15 protein-coding genes are annotated in these 21,266 nt (G+C 33.5%); 5 read left to right on the forward strand and 10 right to left on the reverse strand.

Features of this window, described 5'->3' with window-relative positions:
• Positions 1–5: 5 nt before the first annotated feature.
• From ACFFVB_RS13135 to ACFFVB_RS13165, 7 genes are all read right to left on the reverse strand, one after another.
• Entirely contained in the window at positions 6–1,571 is a 1,566-nt protein-coding gene (locus ACFFVB_RS13135; RefSeq protein WP_382383418.1) for an N-acyl-D-amino-acid deacylase family protein, read from the reverse strand.
• Between the two features lie 65 nt (positions 1,572–1,636).
• Complete coding sequence (locus ACFFVB_RS13140; protein ID WP_382383419.1) at positions 1,637–2,998, reverse strand: serine hydrolase domain-containing protein; 1,362 nt, start codon at positions 2,996–2,998, stop codon at positions 1,637–1,639.
• Positions 2,999–3,002: 4 nt separating this feature from the next.
• Entirely contained in the window at positions 3,003–4,031 is a 1,029-nt protein-coding gene (locus tag ACFFVB_RS13145; RefSeq protein WP_382383420.1) for a dipeptide epimerase, read from the reverse strand.
• A complete protein-coding gene (locus tag ACFFVB_RS13150) occupies positions 4,032–5,444 on the reverse strand; it encodes a RagB/SusD family nutrient uptake outer membrane protein (protein WP_382383422.1) in 1,413 nt (470 codons plus the stop codon).
• Between the two features lie 12 nt (positions 5,445–5,456).
• Entirely contained in the window at positions 5,457–8,762 is a 3,306-nt protein-coding gene (locus ACFFVB_RS13155) for a TonB-dependent receptor (RefSeq protein WP_382383423.1), read from the reverse strand.
• A 127-nt stretch (positions 8,763–8,889) separates the two neighbouring features.
• Positions 8,890–9,948, reverse strand: coding sequence for a FecR family protein (locus ACFFVB_RS13160; RefSeq protein ID WP_382383425.1), 1,059 nt, complete (start codon positions 9,946–9,948; stop codon positions 8,890–8,892).
• Between the two features lie 89 nt (positions 9,949–10,037).
• A complete protein-coding gene (locus ACFFVB_RS13165) occupies positions 10,038–10,727 on the reverse strand; it encodes an RNA polymerase sigma factor (RefSeq protein ID WP_382383427.1) in 690 nt (229 codons plus the stop codon).
• Between the two features lie 488 nt (positions 10,728–11,215).
• On the opposite strand from ACFFVB_RS13165, the gene ACFFVB_RS13170 reads away from it, so the two are divergent.
• Positions 11,216–12,655, forward strand: a complete 1,440-nt coding sequence (locus tag ACFFVB_RS13170) for an amidohydrolase (protein WP_382383429.1) — start codon at positions 11,216–11,218, stop codon at positions 12,653–12,655.
• A 249-nt stretch (positions 12,656–12,904) separates the two neighbouring features.
• On the opposite strand, the gene mnmE is transcribed toward ACFFVB_RS13170, so the two are convergent.
• Positions 12,905–14,299, reverse strand: a complete 1,395-nt coding sequence (gene mnmE / locus ACFFVB_RS13175) for a tRNA uridine-5-carboxymethylaminomethyl(34) synthesis GTPase MnmE (protein WP_382383430.1) — start codon at positions 14,297–14,299, stop codon at positions 12,905–12,907.
• A gap of 116 nt (positions 14,300–14,415) precedes the next feature.
• Here mnmE and ACFFVB_RS13180 point away from each other — a divergent pair, with 116 nt between their 5' ends.
• Positions 14,416–15,537, forward strand: a complete 1,122-nt coding sequence (locus ACFFVB_RS13180; RefSeq protein ID WP_382383432.1) for a redoxin domain-containing protein — start codon at positions 14,416–14,418, stop codon at positions 15,535–15,537.
• A gap of 159 nt (positions 15,538–15,696) precedes the next feature.
• On the opposite strand, the gene ACFFVB_RS13185 is transcribed toward ACFFVB_RS13180, so the two are convergent.
• On the reverse strand, positions 15,697–16,350 hold the full coding sequence (locus tag ACFFVB_RS13185) for a rhomboid family intramembrane serine protease (protein WP_382383434.1): 654 nt from the start codon (positions 16,348–16,350) through the stop codon (positions 15,697–15,699).
• A gap of 62 nt (positions 16,351–16,412) precedes the next feature.
• Between ACFFVB_RS13185 and ACFFVB_RS13190 the strand changes: the two genes are divergently transcribed.
• Complete coding sequence (locus tag ACFFVB_RS13190) at positions 16,413–17,303, forward strand: lysophospholipid acyltransferase family protein (RefSeq protein ID WP_382383436.1); 891 nt, start codon at positions 16,413–16,415, stop codon at positions 17,301–17,303.
• A 184-nt stretch (positions 17,304–17,487) separates the two neighbouring features.
• Here ACFFVB_RS13190 and glmM read toward each other — a convergent pair whose 3' ends face one another.
• Positions 17,488–18,876, reverse strand: a complete 1,389-nt coding sequence (gene glmM, locus ACFFVB_RS13195; RefSeq protein ID WP_382383437.1) for a phosphoglucosamine mutase — start codon at positions 18,874–18,876, stop codon at positions 17,488–17,490.
• A gap of 74 nt (positions 18,877–18,950) precedes the next feature.
• On the opposite strand from glmM, the gene ACFFVB_RS13200 reads away from it, so the two are divergent.
• Positions 18,951–19,553 (forward strand): acyl carrier protein phosphodiesterase, encoded by a 603-nt coding sequence (locus ACFFVB_RS13200; protein WP_382383438.1) that lies wholly within the window; start codon positions 18,951–18,953, stop codon positions 19,551–19,553.
• Positions 19,550–21,247: a gamma-glutamyltransferase gene (gene ggt / locus ACFFVB_RS13205; protein ID WP_382383439.1), complete on the forward strand. Its 1,698-nt coding sequence runs from the start codon at positions 19,550–19,552 to the stop codon at positions 21,245–21,247. The genes ACFFVB_RS13200 and ggt overlap by 4 nt, the downstream gene beginning before the upstream one ends.
• Positions 21,248–21,266 lie beyond the last annotated feature (19 nt).

Below are 21,266 nucleotides of genomic sequence, written 5' to 3' on the forward strand. Positions count from 1 at the left end.
AGCTGTTATTTTTTTAAAACTTTACCATTTAACAATTTTGTTGCTTTGCCCGTTTCGACTGATATTTTACCATTAATTATACTGTATTCCAAACCTTGTGCAAATTGAAATGCATCTGTATAATCTGCCAAATCCTTGAATGTCTCTGGATCGAAAATGATAACATCGGCATAATTCCCAATTTTCAACACTCCTCTATTTTTAATTTTTAAAATTTCGGCTGTTTTGGATGTACTATTATTTATAAACTGACTTATAGTAATTTGCTGTTCTTCTTTTACATATTTGTTATATTTCCTTGGAAATGATCCATATTTTCTTGGATGTCCAGATCCTCCATCAGATCCAGTTACGACCCATTTTTGTTTCATAAAATTATGTATATCCTCAGGAATCATATTAAAAGAAGCGACCTTCACTGCTCCTAATTTTATTATATTAAACACAGCTTCTTCGGGGGTCTTATTTAATTGTTTGGAGATTTCTAATAAATTTTTGCCCACAAAAGAAGATTCTTCAGCTTTTACAATTAACAATTTATCTGCACCTCCTCTTCTAGCGATATTTGTCTTGGTTTCCTCTAAAATCTGATGCTTTAGGCTAGGTGTTTCATATCTAAAAAACAAAGAATCTATACCTCCACTTTCTGCCCAACGCGGCACTACAGAGGCTTTTAAACTAGTTGCAGAAGCATCATAGGGATATTGATTAGCGGTTACATCAATGCCTTCTCTTCTTGCAGTATTTATTATATTTATAATAGAGTCACTTTTGTGCCAAGAATCTACTCCTAAGCATTTAATATGTGATATATGAATGGGTAGTTTTGATTGACGACCAATTTCAATAGCTTCTTCAATTGCAGGAATTAAACCTATAGAATACGCACTTTCATCTCTTAAATGCGTATCATAAATCCCATCATTTTGAGCAACAATTTTTGCCAGAGAGATTACCTCATCTGTACTCGCGTAACTTCCTGGAGCATAAAAAAGACCTGTTGATATGCCGAACGCTCCTGCATCCATTTCTTTCTGAATAATAGTTTGCATCCCTAGAATTTCGTCTTTATTCGCCTCTCTATTACTATTACCAACAACTTCATTTCTAACCGTACCATGTCCCACTAATAAGACCGCATTTGTTCCGATACCATTTTGCTCGTATAATTTTTTATACTTAGATATAGGGTAAAAACTCCTACCATCGTTACCAATAACAACCGTAGTCACGCCTTGCATTAAAAATGGAAGATTTTGTGAAGTGCTTATATCATTCAAGTCTTTGTCTGCATGTGTATGCGGATCTATAAAACCTGGTGAAACTATTAATCCGCTAGCATCAATAACCTTCGAAGCGATTATATTAAAAGTGCTTTCATCACCGATATAATAAATTTTATCCTCTTTTATTCCTATTGAAATATGACTTGGTTCGACGTTAATTCCATTGTAAACAATACCATTTTGTATAAGTATATCGACACGAACATCTCTTTTTACAGGTTTATCATCTTTACAACTTATAAAAATCAGAAAGCAAGCAGTAACTAGTATATTTAAATTTTTCATAGAATCAATTAGTCTTTATTTGATTATGAGCGAAAAGCAATGGATAGATTCATTTGATAAAATGACTAATGAAAATTTTTATCTGCTTGAATAATTTTAATGAGCACGCTTAATAGGTCACTTTTATCTGTTGCCTCAACTTTTAAGTAGTCATCTTGAAGTTTTAATAAATTTTCCAGATCCCAATTTATGTCTTTATGCTCTTTGTACCATTGGTCTAGTATCTCTGCAGACAAGTCACAGGAATTTAATTTAAACAATTCACTTGCTTTCACTTTTGGCAATTGCAACGGTTCGTTATTTAGAAATCCATTGACGCTAGCTCTTATTTCTTTTAAGTAAACTCGATTATAAGTGTTATTTACAATAATGATAAGATCTTCTGTATCTATAGACCGACTGATATACGTTAAGTTTCCTGCCCAGCTTCCTGTATGAAACACAACTTTACCACTTAAACTATCTTCCTTAATATGCCACCCATATCCGTAATCTGAAGCTTCTTTTGTTGGCGGATGCGGTGTAAAAGCCAATACTTTTGACGCTTTATTAAAAATAGAATCACTGTATAAAAACTGATCCCATTTTATTAAATCGTCTATACTAGATGATAATCTTCCTGATCCTAAACGTCCGCTTAAAAAACGATAATACGCCTTATTTGGCAGTGTTTCCGGTATTACATGCTCACAATTCACGATATTAAACATATAACCTGGCGCATAATTATCTTTATCCCAAATGCTATCTCTGCCTACAAAAAAAGTATCTTCCATTTGCATTGGAGTAAACACTTTCTCAGATAAATAATCGGCTAGCGTCATTCCACTTGCCGCGTTAACGATTTCTGCTAAAAAGATATAACCCGTATTTGAATATTTATATTTTTCTCCTGGCGAGCTTAAAAGCTCAGGTGTATTTGTTTTAAAATATTGAAGAATATCTTTATTATAAGCAATTTTAGTTGCGTCCCAATTTGCCTTAAAATAAGCAGAATAATCTGCTAATCCTGAAGTGTGAGACAACAGCTGTGAAATTGTAATATCTTTATAAGGAAAGTCTTCACCTAAATATTTATAAGCAAAATCGGTTACTTTTAGTTTATCATCCTGTTGTAATAATAAAATTGCGGTTGCAGTAAATTGTTTAGAAACCGAAGCGATTTCTAAGGACGTATTTGGTAAAAAGGGAGTTTGCTGTTCTAAGTTTGCAATACCATATCCTTTTTTAAAAATTAATTTGCCTTTTCGTTTTACGGCTACTGCCCCGTTAAACATTTTAGCTTCATATAATTTTGAAAAATAGCGATCTAAAGTATCATTTTGTACAGTGTCAATAATTTTTACAACCTTCTTTTTTTCTTCTTTACAATTACTAAGTATAAGCGTTAAGAATAAAAGGATAGCAATCTGATGTCGTTTACACATAAATTTAAATCTTGTCCCAATTGGGATTAATTAATCCAATTCCGTTAGTATCATTAAGGTGAATAATTCCATTTTTAACGTCGTGTCCTTGATAAGGATCATTAGTAACGCCCAAATTACCATCTAAATCGACCCAATCTGCCATAGCTCCCAAATGCACTGCAGCGCCTATAGCACATGAAGTTTCGGACATACATCCCAACATGATTTTCAGGTTTAACGATTTGGCCATTTTAGCCATTTTATAAGCTTCATGCAACCCCGTAGATTTCATTAATTTGATATTAATGCCATGATAAAAATGACTAGCCGTTTTTACATCGTCTAAACGTTGTATCCCTTCATCTCCTATTAAAGGCAAAGGACTTCTAGCGACCAACCATTCCATATCCGAAAAGGCTTTTTTAGGCATAGGTTGCTCAATAAAGACTATGTTTTGTTCCTTTAACCATTCAATTTTATCTAGAGCTTCTTCCTTATTTGTCCAGCCTTGATTGGCATCTACAAACAAAGGTTTATCGGTAACATTCCTTACGGCTTGTATTATTTCGGCATCGTTATCGCTACCTAATTTGATTTTTAGAAACTGAAATTCGTCAGCTTCGGCCACCCGTTCTTCAATAATTTTAGCACTATCTATTCCAATTGTTTTACTGGTTTTAAGAGCTACTTTAGGCAAATTAAAATACTGATATAAAGGCACCTGTTCTATTTTCCCGATTAGATCATGTAACGCCATATCTATGGCTGCCTTAGCGGCTGTATTTCCTTTTGCATGACGGTCTAAATATGCTGATATATTTTCTAGATCAAACGGATAAGAAGTCTTACTAAAATCTAACGTTTTAATAAAAGTTTGCGCCGACGCTATAGTTTCGCCATATAGGGGAGGCATAGATGCCTCCCCATAGCCTTCAAATTCATTATATTTTAATCTGACTAATACTACAGGAGTGCTCGTTCTAGAACCTCCTGCAATTCTAAACACGTGCTTTTTAAGTAATAGGTACGGTTTAACTTCTACTGAGATCATTTAATAGCCAGTATTTTGTGGTTCTATATTGGGATTTGAATTAATTTCTGATAATGGAATAGGAAGAATAAATTTATCGTTTGGATAGCTAATAACTAATTCTTTATCTGATTGAATTATTTTAATATCCATTTTATTTCTGTTTAAATCAAACAATCTATGGCCTTCAAAAGCCAGTTCCTTTCTTCGCTCTTCAAGAATACGACTTAATAATGCCGTACCTGTTTCCGTGATGTCTGAAGCATCTGGATTCGCTCTTTTTATAACAGCATTTAAATCTGCTTGAGCTAAAGTTGTTTCTCCTCCTTTTGCATAAGCCTCTGCTCTTATTAAATATTGTTCTGCTAAGCGCAAGATTTTAATATTATCATCGCCAGTAGTTTCATTAGGGAATTTATTCACAAAAAGCGCATTTGTTTCTGCACTTGGTTTTTCTCCTGAAAGCACTGCCTGTACTCTAACATCTTGAGCGTCGTAAAGATTATATAAATCTGTAGTTACTAAAGCATCTGCATACCCTTTGACACTAAAAAAATGTCCAAGACTATTACTTCCCTCGTTATCTGAGACTGTATTTACAATTTCGAAAAGTGTTTCTGTATTAAAGTCTGTACTCCAAAGTGTGCTGTAATCTGTATTAGAAATTAAAGCATATCCTCCGTTATCGATGACTTCAGAACTGTATGTGATAGCATTGATATTATCTTCTTCGTATAAAGCGACTCTAGCCATTAATCCGTTTACTGCACCTTTAGAAAAGCGACCTTCTCCTTTTTCATCTTGTAATAAATTAAGAGCAGACATAAGGTCGGCTTTAACTTGCGTGTATACCTCGTTTACTGTGTTTCGTGATGGAGAGGTTACATCGATATTGACTTCTGTAATAACAGGAACTGCCAGATGACTAGCATCTGCAGTATAATTGTAAGGTTGAGCAAACATTCTTACTAAATCAAAATAGGTTAATGCTCTAATCGCATAAGCTTCTCCCACTAATTGGTTAATAGCATTTTGCTCTAAAGTATTGGAAGTCTCTATTTTTTCTCCACCATCTATAGCACGGTTGGCATTTACAATAACTTCGTAGCTTGCATCCCATAACCCTTCTACCTCTGTATTCCTTTCTGAAACTACAAAGTTTTCAAATTCTAAATAACGCCCTGTATTTCTAGAACTCAGATACAAATCGTCTGCCATTAATTCAGGAACGACATACATGGTTCTTCCATAATAATCATTACTCTGTAATTTACTATATACGCCGTATATAGAGGTTTGTAAGCTAGAAAGATCTACAACAGCATTTTCTGCTGCAATACTTTGTTCCGGATCTATATCTAAAAAAGATTCACTACATGAAACGGTAAATACCGTAGTAGCAAGAATTAATATATGTTTAAATTTTACGATCATGTGTTTTTGTTTTTAAAATGAAAAATCTAATCCCATTAAGAATTGTTTAGAAATTGGGATTCTTAAGTTAGCTGTACCATCAATACCGACTTCTGGATCTATTTCTAATCCCTTGTCTTTTACCCATGTTAACGTATTGGTTCCTTTAACATAAAACCTAACATTACTGACTTTCAATTTTTTAACCAATTCACTCGGAAATTGATATGCTAGTGTAATATCTCTTAATCTAACATATGTCCCATCATATAAAAATCGTGTTGAATGCTGATTAGATAAACCAGATTGTGTGTTTCCCCAAACTACTTTTGGGACATCGGTAATATCTCCTGGTTCTTGCCATCTATTTTCATAAATTTTTCGTGTTAAGTTTCCACGATCGTTTAATTGTGCACTTCCGTCACTTGCCACATATCTTCCCCAAGTATCGTATACTTTATTTCCTTCGTTTAAGAAAAGCATAACCGACAAACTAAAGTTTTTGTAGCTGAAAGAATTTGTAAATCCTGCATAAAAGTTAGGCAAAGCACTCCCTTGCTCGTAAGATTCTGCTTCACTATAGCTACTTGTAGTTGCTGTTTCTGTTCCATCTGTATACCATAATGCATTTCCATTAGCACTATCTACTCCAGCATAACCTGGCATATAAAACGTATAAAAATCGCTACCTACTTCACGAATATAATTATCGCCAACTATAGATTCGTCATTCGTTAGTTTTGTGATTTCATTTGTATTTGTGGTAATATTAAAATCTGATTTCCATGAAAACCCATTAGGATTATCGATAATTCTTGCAGATAAAGATAGCTCTACTCCACTATTTTTCATTTCACCTACATTATCTAGATAACTAGTAAGACCGTTGGTTGAAGATATTGGTACTTCAAATAGTAAATTAGATGTTTTTCTAGTATAATATTCGACTGTACCTGTCAAACGATGAAAAAGTCCGAAATCTAAACCCACATTAAAGGGTTTATTCTTTTCCCATGTTAAAGCCGGATTGGACTGCTGACTGTAAGAATATCCTGGTTCACCATTATAATCGTCTCCAGTGCTATATAAACCTCTTGAAGCAAAATCTCCAATTTCTTGATTTCCATTTACACCATAACTAGATCTTAATCTTAATTTACTAATAAATGAAGCATCTTCCATAAACGCTTCTTGATCAATATTCCAACCTGCTCCAACAGATCCGAAATTGGCATATCTAACATCCGATCCAAATCTTGAAGAACCATCTCGTCTTGCCGTTACGTTTAAATAGTATTTATCTTTAAACGAATAACTGATATTAAAGAATAAAGAAGATAATGAAGATGCTGTTTCTGTACTAGATGCGTCCTGATACACAGAAGCATTATCTAGAGTAGTTAGCCCTTCTGCCCCATAATTACTCGCATAAGCATACACCGAATTACTTGTTATTTTTTGTGCTTCCTGACCTAATAAGAAGTTAAAAGTATTGTCTTCATTTAGATCTAATTTATACTTCAGTAAGTTCGTTACATTCCAGTTTAAAACAATGTTATTTGAAGATCGACCACGACCACCATCATTTCTACCTGCTCCAAAATACGGATTATCATACTGAAATTCATCAGCTAAATTAAAGTCAATATTAGCTTTAGTTTCAAAAGACAAATTCTCTGTGAAATCGTAATTCAAACCAACATTTCCTAAAATACCATATAACTTAGATTCTCTCTCGTTTTCTTCGACTAATCCTACAGGGTTATATGTCAGTAAAATATCGGTATTATAAGATCCATCTTCATTATAAACAGGTTGCCATGGCACTTCTCTATACATGGCTCTAACTGGGTTATATGCACTTCCCGCGTCGCTTATAGTATGTAATATTTGATTACTTGCCGATACGCCAAAACTCATAGATAATTTATCATTTGCTTGATGATTTACATTCAATTTTGCATTCAACTTTTTATAGTCAACACCAATGATAACCGACTCTTGTTCGTAAATCCCTACAGAAGAGTAAAACACAGTTTTGTCACTTCCTCCACTTGCACTAAATCCATATTGTTTATACTGCCCCGTTCTTGTAATTACATCTTTCCAGTCTGTATTTACATTTTCGTCTACATTATCGTAAATATACTTCTCTGCATCTTCAAAACTTTCACCATTATTTACACGGCTTTCTATTAGTAATTCCAAACTTTCCGGAGTGGTTAATAATTTATTTCGGTCAGAAAAAATCATTTCACTGACTCCATATTGCGTACTAAAATCAAATTTAGTTTTACCAGATTTTCCTTTTTTAGTGGTAATTAAAATAACTCCATTTGCTCCTCTAGATCCGTAGATAGATGTTGCAGAGGCATCTTTTAACACCGTAATTGTTTCAATATCTTTTGAATTAATTCCTGCAATTGTATTAGAACTAGTAGCTAGCGTAGAGATATCTCCTGAAACAACAGGAATTCCGTCTACCACATATAATGGATTAGAATCGGCATTTATAGACCCTACACCTCTAATTAAAATATCTTGCGAATATCCTGGTTGCCCACTTGCTGAAGACATTTGTACTCCCGATACGTTTCCTTGTAAATTCTCCTGAAAAGAAGATGTTGGCATTTCCTCAACCTTAGCAAGGTCTAAGCCTACTGCCGAACCTGTGAAAGATTTCTGACTCTGCTCGCCATATGCCACGACAAGTACCTCGTCTAAATTCTCAGTACTTTCTTGTAATACAACCTGAATCGTTGTGTCGCGAACCGTAATCTCTTGTTTTATGTAGCCTAAAAAACTTACCACTAGAACAGCATCAGTATTTTTAACGGTAATTTTAAAATTACCGTCGAAATCTGAAGTAACACCATTACCTGTATTCTTTTCTAGAACAGAAGCTCCTGGTAGCGGCATCCCTGATTTATCGACAATACTTCCTGAAATGACATGATTTTGCATTACTTGATTACTTCCTAATGCTCCAGTCTTTTGCAAATTACTTTGCTTCTTAATAACGACTTGTCTATCATTAATTTTATAACTTAAATCGGTATTCGAAAATGCTTTATCTAATACATCTTCAATATTCACATCTTTTAGTTTTAATGATATCTTTTTATTTATACTTAGAACATCATCTTTATAAAAAAAGATATAATCACTCGAGCTTTGAATCTCCTTAAATAAATCTGCTATCGACACACTATTTACATCAATATTAATTTTTGATTGACCTATTGCAGTGTTTCCATAAACAGTACTAAGACTTAGACTAATAAATAGTAGAAATATTCTCATAAGTATCTTAAATCCTATGGTTGTTTTTTTTTTCATATTTTTGTTGTTGATTATTAATTGCTATTCCTTACAGCAATGAGATTAAAATAAGCCAGAAGATGTTGGCGCATCTTCTGGTATTTTGACTAATTCCAATACTATTCATTTCATACCTTTAACTCTTTTAATTAATGATTACCTTATCGTCTTTGATGATGTAATTTAAATTAGTACTTAAAGCTATATTCTCGATAACCTTATGTATTGATTCATTTAAATCTAGAGAACCTGAAAACCTTTCCTTCAATAATTCTTTATTTTGGATCTCAACATCCATATTATAAAATTTTGAAATTCTATTAATAACATACTCTAAGTCATTGTTTTGAAAAACTAAAACGCCTTCTCTCCATGAAAAATAATTATCGACATTAACTTTCTCTGACACAATACTTTTAGTCGATTTATTATAAGTTGCTTTAGTTCCTGGTGTAATTTTTATTTTATCTGTATATAAATGAGAAGGATCATTATGATAACTTATCTGAACACTACCGCTTTTTAAAACAGTTTTAATAGCACGCTCATCTGTATAATTTGTAACTCCAAAAACAGTTCCTAAAACTTCGATTTCTTGATCACTTGACAAGACTATAAATGGATGATTTTTATCGTGAGAAACATCAAATATGGCTTCTCCTTCTAGATAAACCTCTCTTCTATCACTATTAAAAGCAACAGGATATACTAATTTTGACCCAGAATTAAGCCATACAGTTGTACCATCTGAAAGCATTATTTTAGATCTCTTTCCATATGGAATCATAATCGTGTTAAACGCTTTTTTATTATTTCTAGATATCTCTTGCTTAATCTCTTTTTGACCACCAATAGTTATGGTCTTACCAGAGTTAGAATACTGAATATTACTTTTATCTTCTTCAATTTCTAGATTCTCACCATTTCCTAGAATAAGAACGATTTCGCCTGCTTTACTAAAATCTATTTCTTCAGTAGAATTAACAAATTCAGTAATCGAAGAAGATGAAGAATAATTATTAAAAAACATTAAATAGAACGTTGCACAAAAAACAACAGAAACCATTGCTGCAATCGCCAAAAACTTATATCTTTTTCTAGGGTTATTCCTATCCAAGGAATTAAAAATTTTATTTTTTAAAGCAGTTTTTTCCAATCTAGTAATTGGTAAAATTTTCACTTTATTTTTTAAATTTTCTTTCATTATGTATTATAAACTGTATTGTTAGTATTAGAAGCACTACATATATTAATAGCACTAAATAATTTCTATATAGACGTTAAATTCAATTTTTACTTTAAAAAAGAAATTATAGTAAGAAGCATATAAATGAAATTTAACTTTCTCAACGCTTTTATTGCTCTATATATAGAGGTTCTGGCAGATTGCACAGTTACACCAATGGCCTCAGAGATTTCTTCATAAGTTTTTTCTTCTTCAAATCTTAAAAGCAATATTTCTCTCTGTTTTTCACTTAACGTATTTATTGCCTTTTTTAACCTTCTATTTCTTTCCGAAGTGTGCTCTTTAATAATTATACTTTTTTCAAAAGAATCTGTATGATTTTTATTTAAAGCTTCTATCTCGTAGTCATAATCATCTATAGACACTGAATTATTTTTCTTATTATATTTTTTATTAATCTTCCGTTTTAGAGATTTAAAAAGGTAATATTTCACGTTATCTGTTTTAGAAAGATTACTTCTATATTTATATAAATCGACATATAAATCATGTATACAATCCATTACATATCCTCTATCTTTAGAATAATACATGCCATAAGAGAATAAAACATCTACATATCTATCATAAAGTTCTCCTAGTGCCAATTTATCCCCTTCTCTTAATTTTTTCCAAATTAAAGCATCAGACATCTTTACAGGCAAAATATGCGATGCACTAGATACTGGTATTTGTTTTACAGCAGAGCTACCTATATTTAGGGTCGTAGTTGCTGCTGATTCTCCATATTCTCGCATAAATTTTGCTTTAAATTTTTATAATTGTAGTTACGATCCTGCAATGTCTCAATAAATTAAGCAAATCATAACATATATATAGACAACATTTCAATATTATTATTAAAAAAGATCGTTTTAAGAATATAATTAAGCAATCATGATGTTTTATTAAAAATAATATAGGATAATTGTTAAATAATAAATTAAAACCATATATGATTGGATATGCAGATAACACTCACAATAGCAATGTGTATATAGAAATACTAAAAAGAAAACAGATGGATACTTGCTATGACAGAGAAACCATAGTTACCAATATAACATGACTCAAGGCGTAATTGCTATTTAAAAAGATGAGATTATATATCGTTAAAAAATTGAACACTATATATTTAATAAATTATCAGACTAAAAACAATTTCTAACTGTATTTCCTGTTCAGGACGATACAGTTTATTCAATATCGAATTATTTAAAGAAAAATCTTCATTAAAATAAACACTATGAAATTAATTATTACCTGTATTTTTTCACTGACTATTGGATTAAGTTGCTTGGGTCAAAGCAAAAAAGCTATTAATGCGTTAAAAACAGAAACAGCGACAACAATACAATCGAACTACGATGCGTATAACGAAATGGCGATGACTATTTGGGATTATGCTGAATTGGGATTTAAAGAAGAAAAAAGTTCCACATTGTTACAAACCACATTAAAAAACAATGGTTTTACGGTAGAATCAGGAGTCGCAGGAATGCCTACCGCCTTTGTCGCAACCTATGGTAGTGGCTTGCCTGTAATCGGGATTTTGGCAGAATATGATGCCTTACCAGGCCTTTCGCAAGACAATTCACCTATAAAAACACCAAATGCAAATTCAATAAATGGACATGCTTGTGGACATCATTTATTTGGCACGGGGTCTGTTGCTGCTGGAATTGCAGTAAAAGAATTATTAGAGTCCGGAAAACTAAAAGGAACAATAAAAGTATTTGGATGTCCTGCAGAAGAAGGAGGTAGCGGAAAAGTGTATATGGTAAGAGAAGGCCTATTTAATAACGTAGATGCTGTATTACATTGGCACCCAAGCGACGACAATTTGGTGACTAACTCAAGTTCATTGGCTAATATATCTGCTAAGTTTCGGTTTTATGGTAAGGCCTCGCATGCTGCTGGGTCACCAGAAAAAGGGCGTTCTGCACTAGATGCTGTAGAGGCAATGAATAATATGGTGAATATGATGAGGGAACATGTACCACAAGAAACTCGAATTCATTATGTAATTACAAATGGTGGTAAAGCCCCAAATGTAGTTCCTGAATTTGCCGAAGTATATTATTATGCAAGACACCCTGAAAAAACCGAGGTTGTATCTACTTTCGAAAGAATTAAAAAAGCCGCTGAAGGCGCTGCCTTGGGTACAGAAACAACAATGGACTATGAAATAATTGGAGGTGTACACGACCTGCTAATTAATAAAACATTAGCCGAAAACATGCAAAATAACTTAGAAAAAGTTGGAGGCGTAACCTATACAGATACTGAAATCATTTTTGCACAAAAAATGCAATCAACCTTCACAAATAAATTAGACGCTATAAATTCTGTAGAAATAGTAAAACCTTTAAGCACTGCAAAAACACTTGGCTCGACAGATGTAGGAGATGTAAGTTACGCAATTCCAACCGTAGGATTAAGAGCTGCAACTTGGGTAGCAGGCACAAGTGCACATAGCTGGCAAGCGGTAGCTTCTGGCGGTACAGAAATAGGTATAAAAGGTATGATGGTCGCTTCTAAAACATTAGCATTTACAGCCATTGATTTATTTACCAACCCAGAATTAATACAAAAAGCAAAAGAAGAATTTATACAATCTAAAGGAGATTATAAATACAAGTCATTGCTTGGCGATAGAGCACCAGCATTAAATTACAGGGATTAATTAAATTTATCAAAACGGACTTAAAACAGGTCGTACTTTATAATACTTCCCTACTTATATTCCACCCTATCCCTAATATAATTCTGTTTCTAAATTAATTTTACAACTCTAGGTCATTTACATTTAAAATGATCTAAAGTTGTACAATTACCGTAACAAGCATACTATATATTACGAATCCCAATCGAAACACCACACAACATAAAACCTTGATTTACAATACAAAGAAGTTATAATTGTAGAGTGTATTTATTTCCCGATACAAAAATTAGCAAATATATTCCCTAACAACTCATCATTCGTAACTTGACCAGTAATGACTCCAAAATGATAAAGTGCTTCTCGAATATCTATCGCCATTAAATCACTAGATAAATCGGTGTCTAATCCGTATTGGACTTTCTGAATTTCTTCAAATGCTTTTAGTAATGCATCATAATGTCTCGTGTTTGTTACGATCGTTTCGTTATTTCTTAAAGCACCTGTATTTACAAAATCTAAAAGTTTCATTTTTAATTCCTCTACTCCTAATCCTGTTTTTGCAGATAATAAATGTAAATCAGGAAGTTCTTCTTTTAAATGAGAAATAGAAGCTTCAGTTAATTGATCCACTTTATTCACGATAATAACCATCGGTTTTAAAGGGTACTTATTTTTTACTTTTTCAATTTCAATCTTAAAGACATGAATTTTTGTTTCGGAATCTAATTTCGTTCCGTCGGCTAAAAACACAACAACTTGAGACTGCTCAATCTTTTCGAAAGTTTTCTTGATACCTAAACCTTCAACAATATCTGTAGTTTCACGAATTCCAGCAGTATCTATAAAACGAAATCCGATACCACCAATACTTAATTCGTCTTCAATTGTATCTCGAGTTGTCCCTGCAATTTCACTTACAATGGCACGTTCTTCATTTAAAAGGGCATTCAATAAAGTAGATTTTCCAACATTTGGTTCTCCTACGATAGCTACAGGAATTCCGTTTTTAATCACATTTCCAACCGCAAACGAATCAATTAATCGTTTCAACACAAACGTAATTCGTGTTATTAGTTCACGGAATTGAGTACGATCGGCAAAAGCGACATCTTCTTCAGCAAAATCTAATTCTAATTCTATTAACGATGCAAAGTTTAGAAGCTCTTCGCGAAGTTTCGCTATTTCCGAAGAAAATCCACCACGCATTTGTTGCATCGCAATTTGGTGACTCGCTTCATTATCACTCGAAATTAAATCGGCTACAGCTTCCGCCTGACTTAAATCTAATTTTCCATTTAAAAATGCTCTTAAGGTAAATTCACCCGCATCAGCCATACGGCACCCTTTTCGAAGAAATAACTGAATAATTTCTTGCTGAATATATTGCGAACCATGACAAGATATTTCGATTACATCTTCACCTGTATACGATTTCGGATTCTTAAAAATAGATACCAAAACCTCATCAATTACACGCGGTCCATCCAAAACATGTCCTAAATGAATAGTATGAGTCGCTTGATCTCCCAATGTTTTTCCACTCACCGATTTAAAAGCATCACTCGCTAAACGTATAGCATCTTTACCAGACAATCGGATAACAGCAATAGCACCCGCACCAGAAGGTGTTGCTAAAGCAATAATTGTATCGTTATAATTCATACTGCAAAAGTAATCATATTCATTAATAATATAAGGGTATAGAGTTATCTAAATCTTAACAGATTTTCCATCATAATTCTGTTATATTTGTGGTAAATAATAAAAAACAACTTAATATGTTTAAAAAGATTGCTCTACTAGGTGTAGTAGCTTTAGCCTTTTCTTGTGCTAAAGAAAAAGATGGATTTGCTCTTAATGCCTCATTTAACGATGCTGTAAATGGTAAGTCTGTAAAATTATTAAAAGTAGAAGGTCAAAAACAAGAAGTTATTGACTCTGTTACAGTTACAAATGGAAAAGCAGTTTTTGTAGGATCTGTAGAATCTCCAGACATTTATTTTATCCAAATTGACGAAGTTAGAGGGACTATTCCTTTAATTATTGAAAATGAAGAAATGACAGTTTCAATAAATAGTGATAGTATTTTTAATACACGCGTAAAAGGAAGTAAGGAAAATGATGCTTTTAATACTTACCAAGAGTATATGGTAGGTCTTCAAAAAAAGAATCAATTATTAAGTGCCGACTTTAGAAACGCGCAACAAAGTCAAGATTCTGCTTTAGTTGCAGATATTCAAGCACGTTATATGGCTATGGTTGATGAGAATTTAGCTCACGACTTAGAATTTATGAAAGAAAATAACGATGCACTTGTGTCTGCTTTAATTTTAGAACGTCATTTAGGAAACCCTAAAGTTACGGCTGAACAAAAACAAGAAATCTATAATAATTTTACTGAAGATTTAAAAAACACACGTCCTGGTAAAACTGTAGGTATGGCTATTGAAGCTGAATCTGCTACTACAATAGGAAGCGTTGTTAAAGACTTCTCTGCTCCTAATCCAGAAGGTAAAACCATCTCTTTAAACGAAATTAAAGGGAAAGTTACTATCATCGATTTTTGGGCTGCTTGGTGCGGACCTTGTAGAAAAGAAAACCCGAACTTAGTGAATGTTTACAATAAATATCACGAAAAAGGTTTAGAAATCTTAGGTGTGTCTTTAGACGGAACGCCAAGACAACAAGATGCAAAAGCAGAATGGATTGCGGCTATCGAAAAAGATGGTTTAGCATGGCACCAAATGTCTAACTTAGACTACTTTAACGACCCGATTGCAAAACAATTTAATATCCGTGCAATTCCTGCAACGTACATTATTGATGCAAAAGGTAAGATTGTTGCTTCTGGTTTAAGAGGACAAGATTTAGAAAATAAAATTGCTGAATTATTAAACTAAATTTATAATTCTAGTACAATAAAAAGCCTTCATATTAATTAAAATATGAAGGCTTTTTTATACTTAAAAAAAATCTTTAGAATTATTCGACAGCAATAAAATCACAAAAGTATTATGAGCAGACTCCAAGCACTTTCTTCTAAATTATTACAAATAACTTTAATTCAACTTTCCGGTTTTATGCATTGCAAACAGAATAATAATCGGAATAGCCAATAAACCTATCATTAATAAGTCGGTTTTAAATAACACGGGAAGTAATATTAGTGTGGTAATATATCCTCCAATGGCACCACCAAAATGGGCATCATGACCAATATTTCCAACACGGTTTTTCATCCCATAAATAGAATATAATAAATATCCAATTCCAAACACATACGCCGGAATAGGTATGGGAATAAAAAACATATACAAACTCATATTCGGCTGTAGTAAGATCGCAGAATATAAAATTCCTGTTACCGCACCACTCGCTCCTACTGCACTGTATTGATATTCGTTTTTATGGAAATACAAAGACAATAAGCTCCCTAAAACCAAACTTACTAAATACACCACTATAAAGTTAAAATTACCCAAAAAGGATACCACGACATCTGCAAAAAAATAAAGCGTAAACATATTAAAAAACAAGTGCGACGTATCGACATGTAAAAAACCAGAACTAAAAATTCTAATTTTTTCACCACGATTTATGGCACCTACATTAAATTTATATTTTTCAAAAAACGAAAAATCATTGAAGCCCTTCATCGAGATAATTACATTGGCTACAATAATTACAATAGTTACTAAACTTAAATTACCCATAAACTATAATCTTATCATTCAAATATACTATATATTTGTTACTGCAAAACTAAAACTAAATAATGCAATTCCTCGCCTATATTCTTGTTTATCCATTTATTTGGCTAATATCTATACTCCCATTTAGGATGTTATACGCATTCTCCGATTTTTTGTATATACTATTATATCGCGTTATTGGGTACCGAAGAAAAACAGTAAAAATGAATTTAGATTTGGTTTTTCCTAATAAATCTGAAGCAGAAAAAGAACGTATTACCAAAGCGTTTTATCATCATTTATGCGACATGACTGTTGAAGCTATGAAATCGTTAACCATTTCTGATGCTGAAATGAAAAAACGGTTCAAGTTTCAAGGCTTAGATGTTATCCAAGATTTAATAGATAAAAACAAAAGTGTTGCTTTAATGTGTGCCCACTACGGAAGCTGGGAATGGATTTTTGTACTTCAATCTTATTTCGATGTTAAAGGTTATGCCGTATATAAAAAATTAGGAAATCCTTACTTCGATAAATTAGTAAAAAAAATACGCGCAAAATATAATAGCTATTTAATCACCACTAAAGAAACCGTACCGACACTTATGCGTGCAAAAGTGAACGGGGATTTAACGATCTGCGGATTTGTATCAGACCAATCTCCTAAATTACATAGCGCCCATTATTGGACCGAATTTATGGGTATAAAAGTACCCGTGTACACCGGAGCAGAAATGCTATCGAAACGTATAGATATGTCTGCAGTATTCTTTAGAGTGAAGCGTTTAAAACGTGGGTATTACGAAACAACGTTCGAGTTATTAGCAGAAAATGCTAAAGATTACAAAAACTACGAGATTACCGATTTATTCTTAAGAAAGGTCGAAAAACAAATTGAAGAAGCTCCAGAATATTATTTATGGACTCACAAACGTTGGAAACATATGGACAAAGTGCCTGCAGAATTTCAATAGCAATAAAGGAGCATTAAAAAATCAGATATTTGTCAAACTGAACTGGATTCAGGTTTTCATGGTGATTGATTATCATTGTAATGTGATTCTGAAATATATTTAGAATGACACCCATGTGAAATAAAAAGACCTCACTAGTTTTAGAAACTTGTGAGGTCTTTCTTATTAGCTGTTATTCAAAAAATTACAAACCTGCAATTTCAGAGATTTCAGCTATAAAGCGATCTGCTAAAGCATCGGCTTCTGTTTGCGAACCTGCTTCTGTATAAATACGAATTATAGGCTCTGTATTACTTTTACGCAAGTGTACCCAGTTGGTTGGGAAATCAATTTTCACACCATCTATAGTTGTAATTTGTTCCGAAGCATATTGCTCTTCCATCGCTTTTAAAATACCGTCAACATCTAATTGAGGTGTTAAAGCAATTTTCTTTTTGCTCATATAATACTGCGGGTATGATGCTTTTAACGCACTAACCGACATCTTTTTCTCTGCTAATAAACTTAAAAATAATGCAACACCAACAAAGGCGTCACGTCCGTAATGCGAAGCTGGATATATAATTCCGCCATTACCTTCTCCTCCAATAACCACATTATTCTTTTTCATTAAAGTCACCACATTCACCTCTCCTACAGCACTAGCTTCGTAAGTTCCGCCATGTTTTTCAGTAACATCTCGAAGTGCACGTGTCGAGCTCATATTACTTACAGTATTCCCTGGATTTTTACTTAAAACATAATCGGCACAAGCCACAAGCGTGTATTCTTCTCCAAACATCTCGCCTGTCTCGTCCATAAAGGCTAGTCGGTCTACATCCGGATCTACTACAATACCAAAATCGGCATGCTCTTTAACAACAGCTTCAGATAAATCGGTTAAATGTTCTTTTAAAGGCTCTGGATTATGAGGAAACTGTCCGTTTGGCTCACAGAATAACTTTACAGCTTCAACTCCCAAACGCTCTAAAAGTAACGGAATAGCTAAGCCTCCAGTAGAATTCACACCATCGACAACTACTTTAAATTTCGCATCCTTTATCGCGTCTACATTTACTAATGGTAAATCTAAAACTTCGTCGATATGGATATCGATATACGCATCGTTTATAGATATTTCTCCTAAATGGTCTACATCTGCAAACTGAACCGTATCGGCTTCTGCATATTCTAATATTTTAGCGCCTTCTTCAGCGTTTAAAAATTCTCCTTTAGCATCTAATAATTTTAATGCATTCCATTGTTTCGGATTATGACTCGCAGTTAAGATTATACCTCCATCGGCATGCTCCATTGGTACAGCAATTTCCACAGTTGGTGTGGTAGACAGACCTAAATCGATAACATGAATACCCATACCCACTAACGTATTCATAACTAAACTCTGAATCATTTCTCCTGAAATTCGAGCATCACGACCTACAACTACACGGTAGTCTTCTTTATTACGTTGCTTCTTGATCCATGTCCCATAAGCCGCAGCAAATTTAACGGCATCAATTGGAGTTAAATTATCTCCCACAGCACCACCAATGGTACCTCGTATTCCTGAAATTGATTTAATAAGTGTCATAAAATAGTTTAAGTTTCAACAAATATAATATTTCATTATGGTAATCTTATATTTTGAATTTGTAAATTCCCCAAATGAATTATTTAGCTCATATTTATCTTTCTGAAAACCATGACCAAGTAACTATCGGAAATTTTATTGCCGATGGAAATGGTATTACCGGAAAATCGTATCAAAAATTTCCAAAAGCCATTCAAGTTGGCATTTTACTGCATCGGCAGATTGACACCTTTACAGATGCGCATCTTACCGTAAAACAAAGCAAAAAGCGTTTACATAAAAATTACGGTCACTATTCTGGAATTATAGTAGACATTTTTTACGATCATTTTTTGGCAAAAAATTGGAGTAAATATTCTGATATACCTTTAGCAGATTATGCTCAAAATTTTTACACCTTGCTACAAAGTAATTATGAGGAATTGCCAGAACGAACCCAATATCTTTTACCGTATATGAAAAAAGCCAATTGGCTTGTAAGTTACGCCACTATCGATGGGATAGAAAAAGTGCTTATGGGGATGGATAAACGCACTAAAAACCTATCAAAAATGCATTTATCTATTAATGAATTGCAAACACATTACGACGAATTTGAGGCTGAATTCACCTCGTTTTTTAATGAGTTATGCGCATTTTCACACACAAAATTAAAAACCATTTTAGAGACCATATGAAGTCTATTTACTACCTTTTTATATGCTTTTTGTTATTATTAACCTGCAAAGAATCTACACCCAATTCTAAGGAAAAAGTTGTAGGCGTTACTTCGGAAAAAGCCATAGTCGTTTCTGCTAGAAAAGAAGCTTCTATAATAGGTACTTCAATTTTAAAACAAGGTGGAAATGCGTTCGATGCCATGATGGCCACAGAGTTAGCACTTGCCGTAAGTTATCCCTATGCTGGAAATTTAGGTGGCGGTGGATTTATGGTTTACCGCTTAAACAATGGCGATATTGGCGCTTTAGACTATCGTGAAAAAGCACCAATGGCAGCAACCAAATCTATGTATTTAGATAAAAATGGAGAGGTAATACCCGATAAAAGCACACTAGGAAGTATGGCTATTGGTGTTCCAGGAACTGTTGCCGGTGTATTTGCCGCTCATAAAAAATTCGGAACATTACCACTAGCTACAATTCTAGAACCCGTAATAAATTTAGCAAAAAAAGGTGTTGTAGTTACCGAGAAACAAGCAAAACGCATTCAAGATAAACGCGCGTTATTTCAAGAGGTAAATAAAGATACCATTATTTTTGATGCTGACTGGAAAGTCAACGATACGATTAAATATTCCGCTTTATCAGGGACTTTAGAGCGTATCATGAAAATGGGTAAAGATGGGTTTTATAAAGGTGAAGTCGCAAAAACATTAGCGCGCTTTATTCAAGATAATGGAGGTATTATTACGGAAGCTGATTTAACTAATTATGAAGCCAAATGGAGAACGCCCGTTGTCTTTAATTACGATGATTTAAAAATTATTTCCATGTCGCCACCTTCTAGCGGAGGTATTTGTTTAGGACAGATAATGAACATGATAGAACCTTACGATTTAAGTGAATATGGCCATAACAGCACAAAGGCTATTCAGATTATTACAGAAGCCGAACGTCGTGCATATGCCGATAGAAGTTTCTATTTAGGCGACCCGGATTTTGTAGACATTCCGACAGAAACCTTATTAAGTGACGCTTATCTTAAAGATCGCATGTCTAATGTCTCTTTTGAAAAAGCAACACTTTCCTCATCCTTATCACATGGAAATATAGAAGGTATTGAAAGTGATGAAACCACACATTATTCGATCGTCGACCAATTTGGAAATGCTATTGCGGTAACAACGACTTTAAATGGGGCGTATGGTTCTAAATTATATTGTTCGGAATTGGGCTTCTTTTTAAACAATGAAATGGACGATTTTAGCAGCAAACCTGGCGAGCCAAACATGTTCGGATTAATTGGAGCCGAAGCCAATAGTATAGCTCCTCAAAAACGAATGTTAAGCTCTATGACGCCTACCATAGTAGAAAAAGATGGTGAGTTTTACATGTCGGTTGGAACGCCTGGAGGCTCAACCATAATTACCTGTGTATTACAAACCATTTTAAACGTACACGAGTTTAATATGGGCATGCAGGAAGCGGTGAATGCTCCGCGTTTTCATCATCAATGGCTACCTGATGAGATTTTAATGGAACCAAATAAATTCAATCGAAAAAGCATTTCAGAACTGGAAGCAAAAGGATATCATATTAACGAAGAAGACGCTCCTATAATTGGTCGTGTAGATGGTATTTTAAAATTGAAAAATGGCACCTTAGAAGCCGGAGCAGATTATCGTGGAGATGATACCGCAATCGGATTATAAATCGTAATTTTGCAGTTAT

The sequence above is a fragment of the Formosa undariae genome (assembly GCF_042427615.1).
Classification (GTDB): domain Bacteria; phylum Bacteroidota; class Bacteroidia; order Flavobacteriales; family Flavobacteriaceae; genus Formosa; species Formosa undariae.

Bases quoted from the DNA above. Each gene is read 5' to 3' on its own strand.
- ACFFVB_RS13135 (WP_382383418.1), bottom strand. From the start codon at position 1,571: ATGAAAAATTTAAATATACTAGTTACTGCTTGCTTTCTGATTTTTATA.
- ACFFVB_RS13140 (WP_382383419.1), bottom strand. From the start codon at position 2,998: ATGTGTAAACGACATCAGATTGCTATCCTTTTATTCTTAACGCTTATA.
- ACFFVB_RS13145 (WP_382383420.1), bottom strand. From the start codon at position 4,031: ATGATCTCAGTAGAAGTTAAACCGTACCTATTACTTAAAAAGCACGTG.
- ACFFVB_RS13150 (WP_382383422.1), bottom strand. From the start codon at position 5,444: ATGATCGTAAAATTTAAACATATATTAATTCTTGCTACTACGGTATTT.
- ACFFVB_RS13155 (WP_382383423.1), bottom strand. From the start codon at position 8,762: ATGAAAAAAAAAACAACCATAGGATTTAAGATACTTATGAGAATATTT.
- ACFFVB_RS13160 (WP_382383425.1), bottom strand. From the start codon at position 9,948: ATGAAAGAAAATTTAAAAAATAAAGTGAAAATTTTACCAATTACTAGA.
- ACFFVB_RS13165 (WP_382383427.1), bottom strand. From the start codon at position 10,727: ATGCGAGAATATGGAGAATCAGCAGCAACTACGACCCTAAATATAGGT.
- ACFFVB_RS13170 (WP_382383429.1), top strand. From the start codon at position 11,216: ATGAAATTAATTATTACCTGTATTTTTTCACTGACTATTGGATTAAGT.
- mnmE (WP_382383430.1), bottom strand. From the start codon at position 14,299: ATGAATTATAACGATACAATTATTGCTTTAGCAACACCTTCTGGTGCG.
- ACFFVB_RS13180 (WP_382383432.1), top strand. From the start codon at position 14,416: ATGTTTAAAAAGATTGCTCTACTAGGTGTAGTAGCTTTAGCCTTTTCT.
- ACFFVB_RS13185 (WP_382383434.1), bottom strand. From the start codon at position 16,350: ATGGGTAATTTAAGTTTAGTAACTATTGTAATTATTGTAGCCAATGTA.
- ACFFVB_RS13190 (WP_382383436.1), top strand. From the start codon at position 16,413: ATGCAATTCCTCGCCTATATTCTTGTTTATCCATTTATTTGGCTAATA.
- glmM (WP_382383437.1), bottom strand. From the start codon at position 18,876: ATGACACTTATTAAATCAATTTCAGGAATACGAGGTACCATTGGTGGT.
- ACFFVB_RS13200 (WP_382383438.1), top strand. From the start codon at position 18,951: ATGAATTATTTAGCTCATATTTATCTTTCTGAAAACCATGACCAAGTA.
- ggt (WP_382383439.1), top strand. From the start codon at position 19,550: ATGAAGTCTATTTACTACCTTTTTATATGCTTTTTGTTATTATTAACC.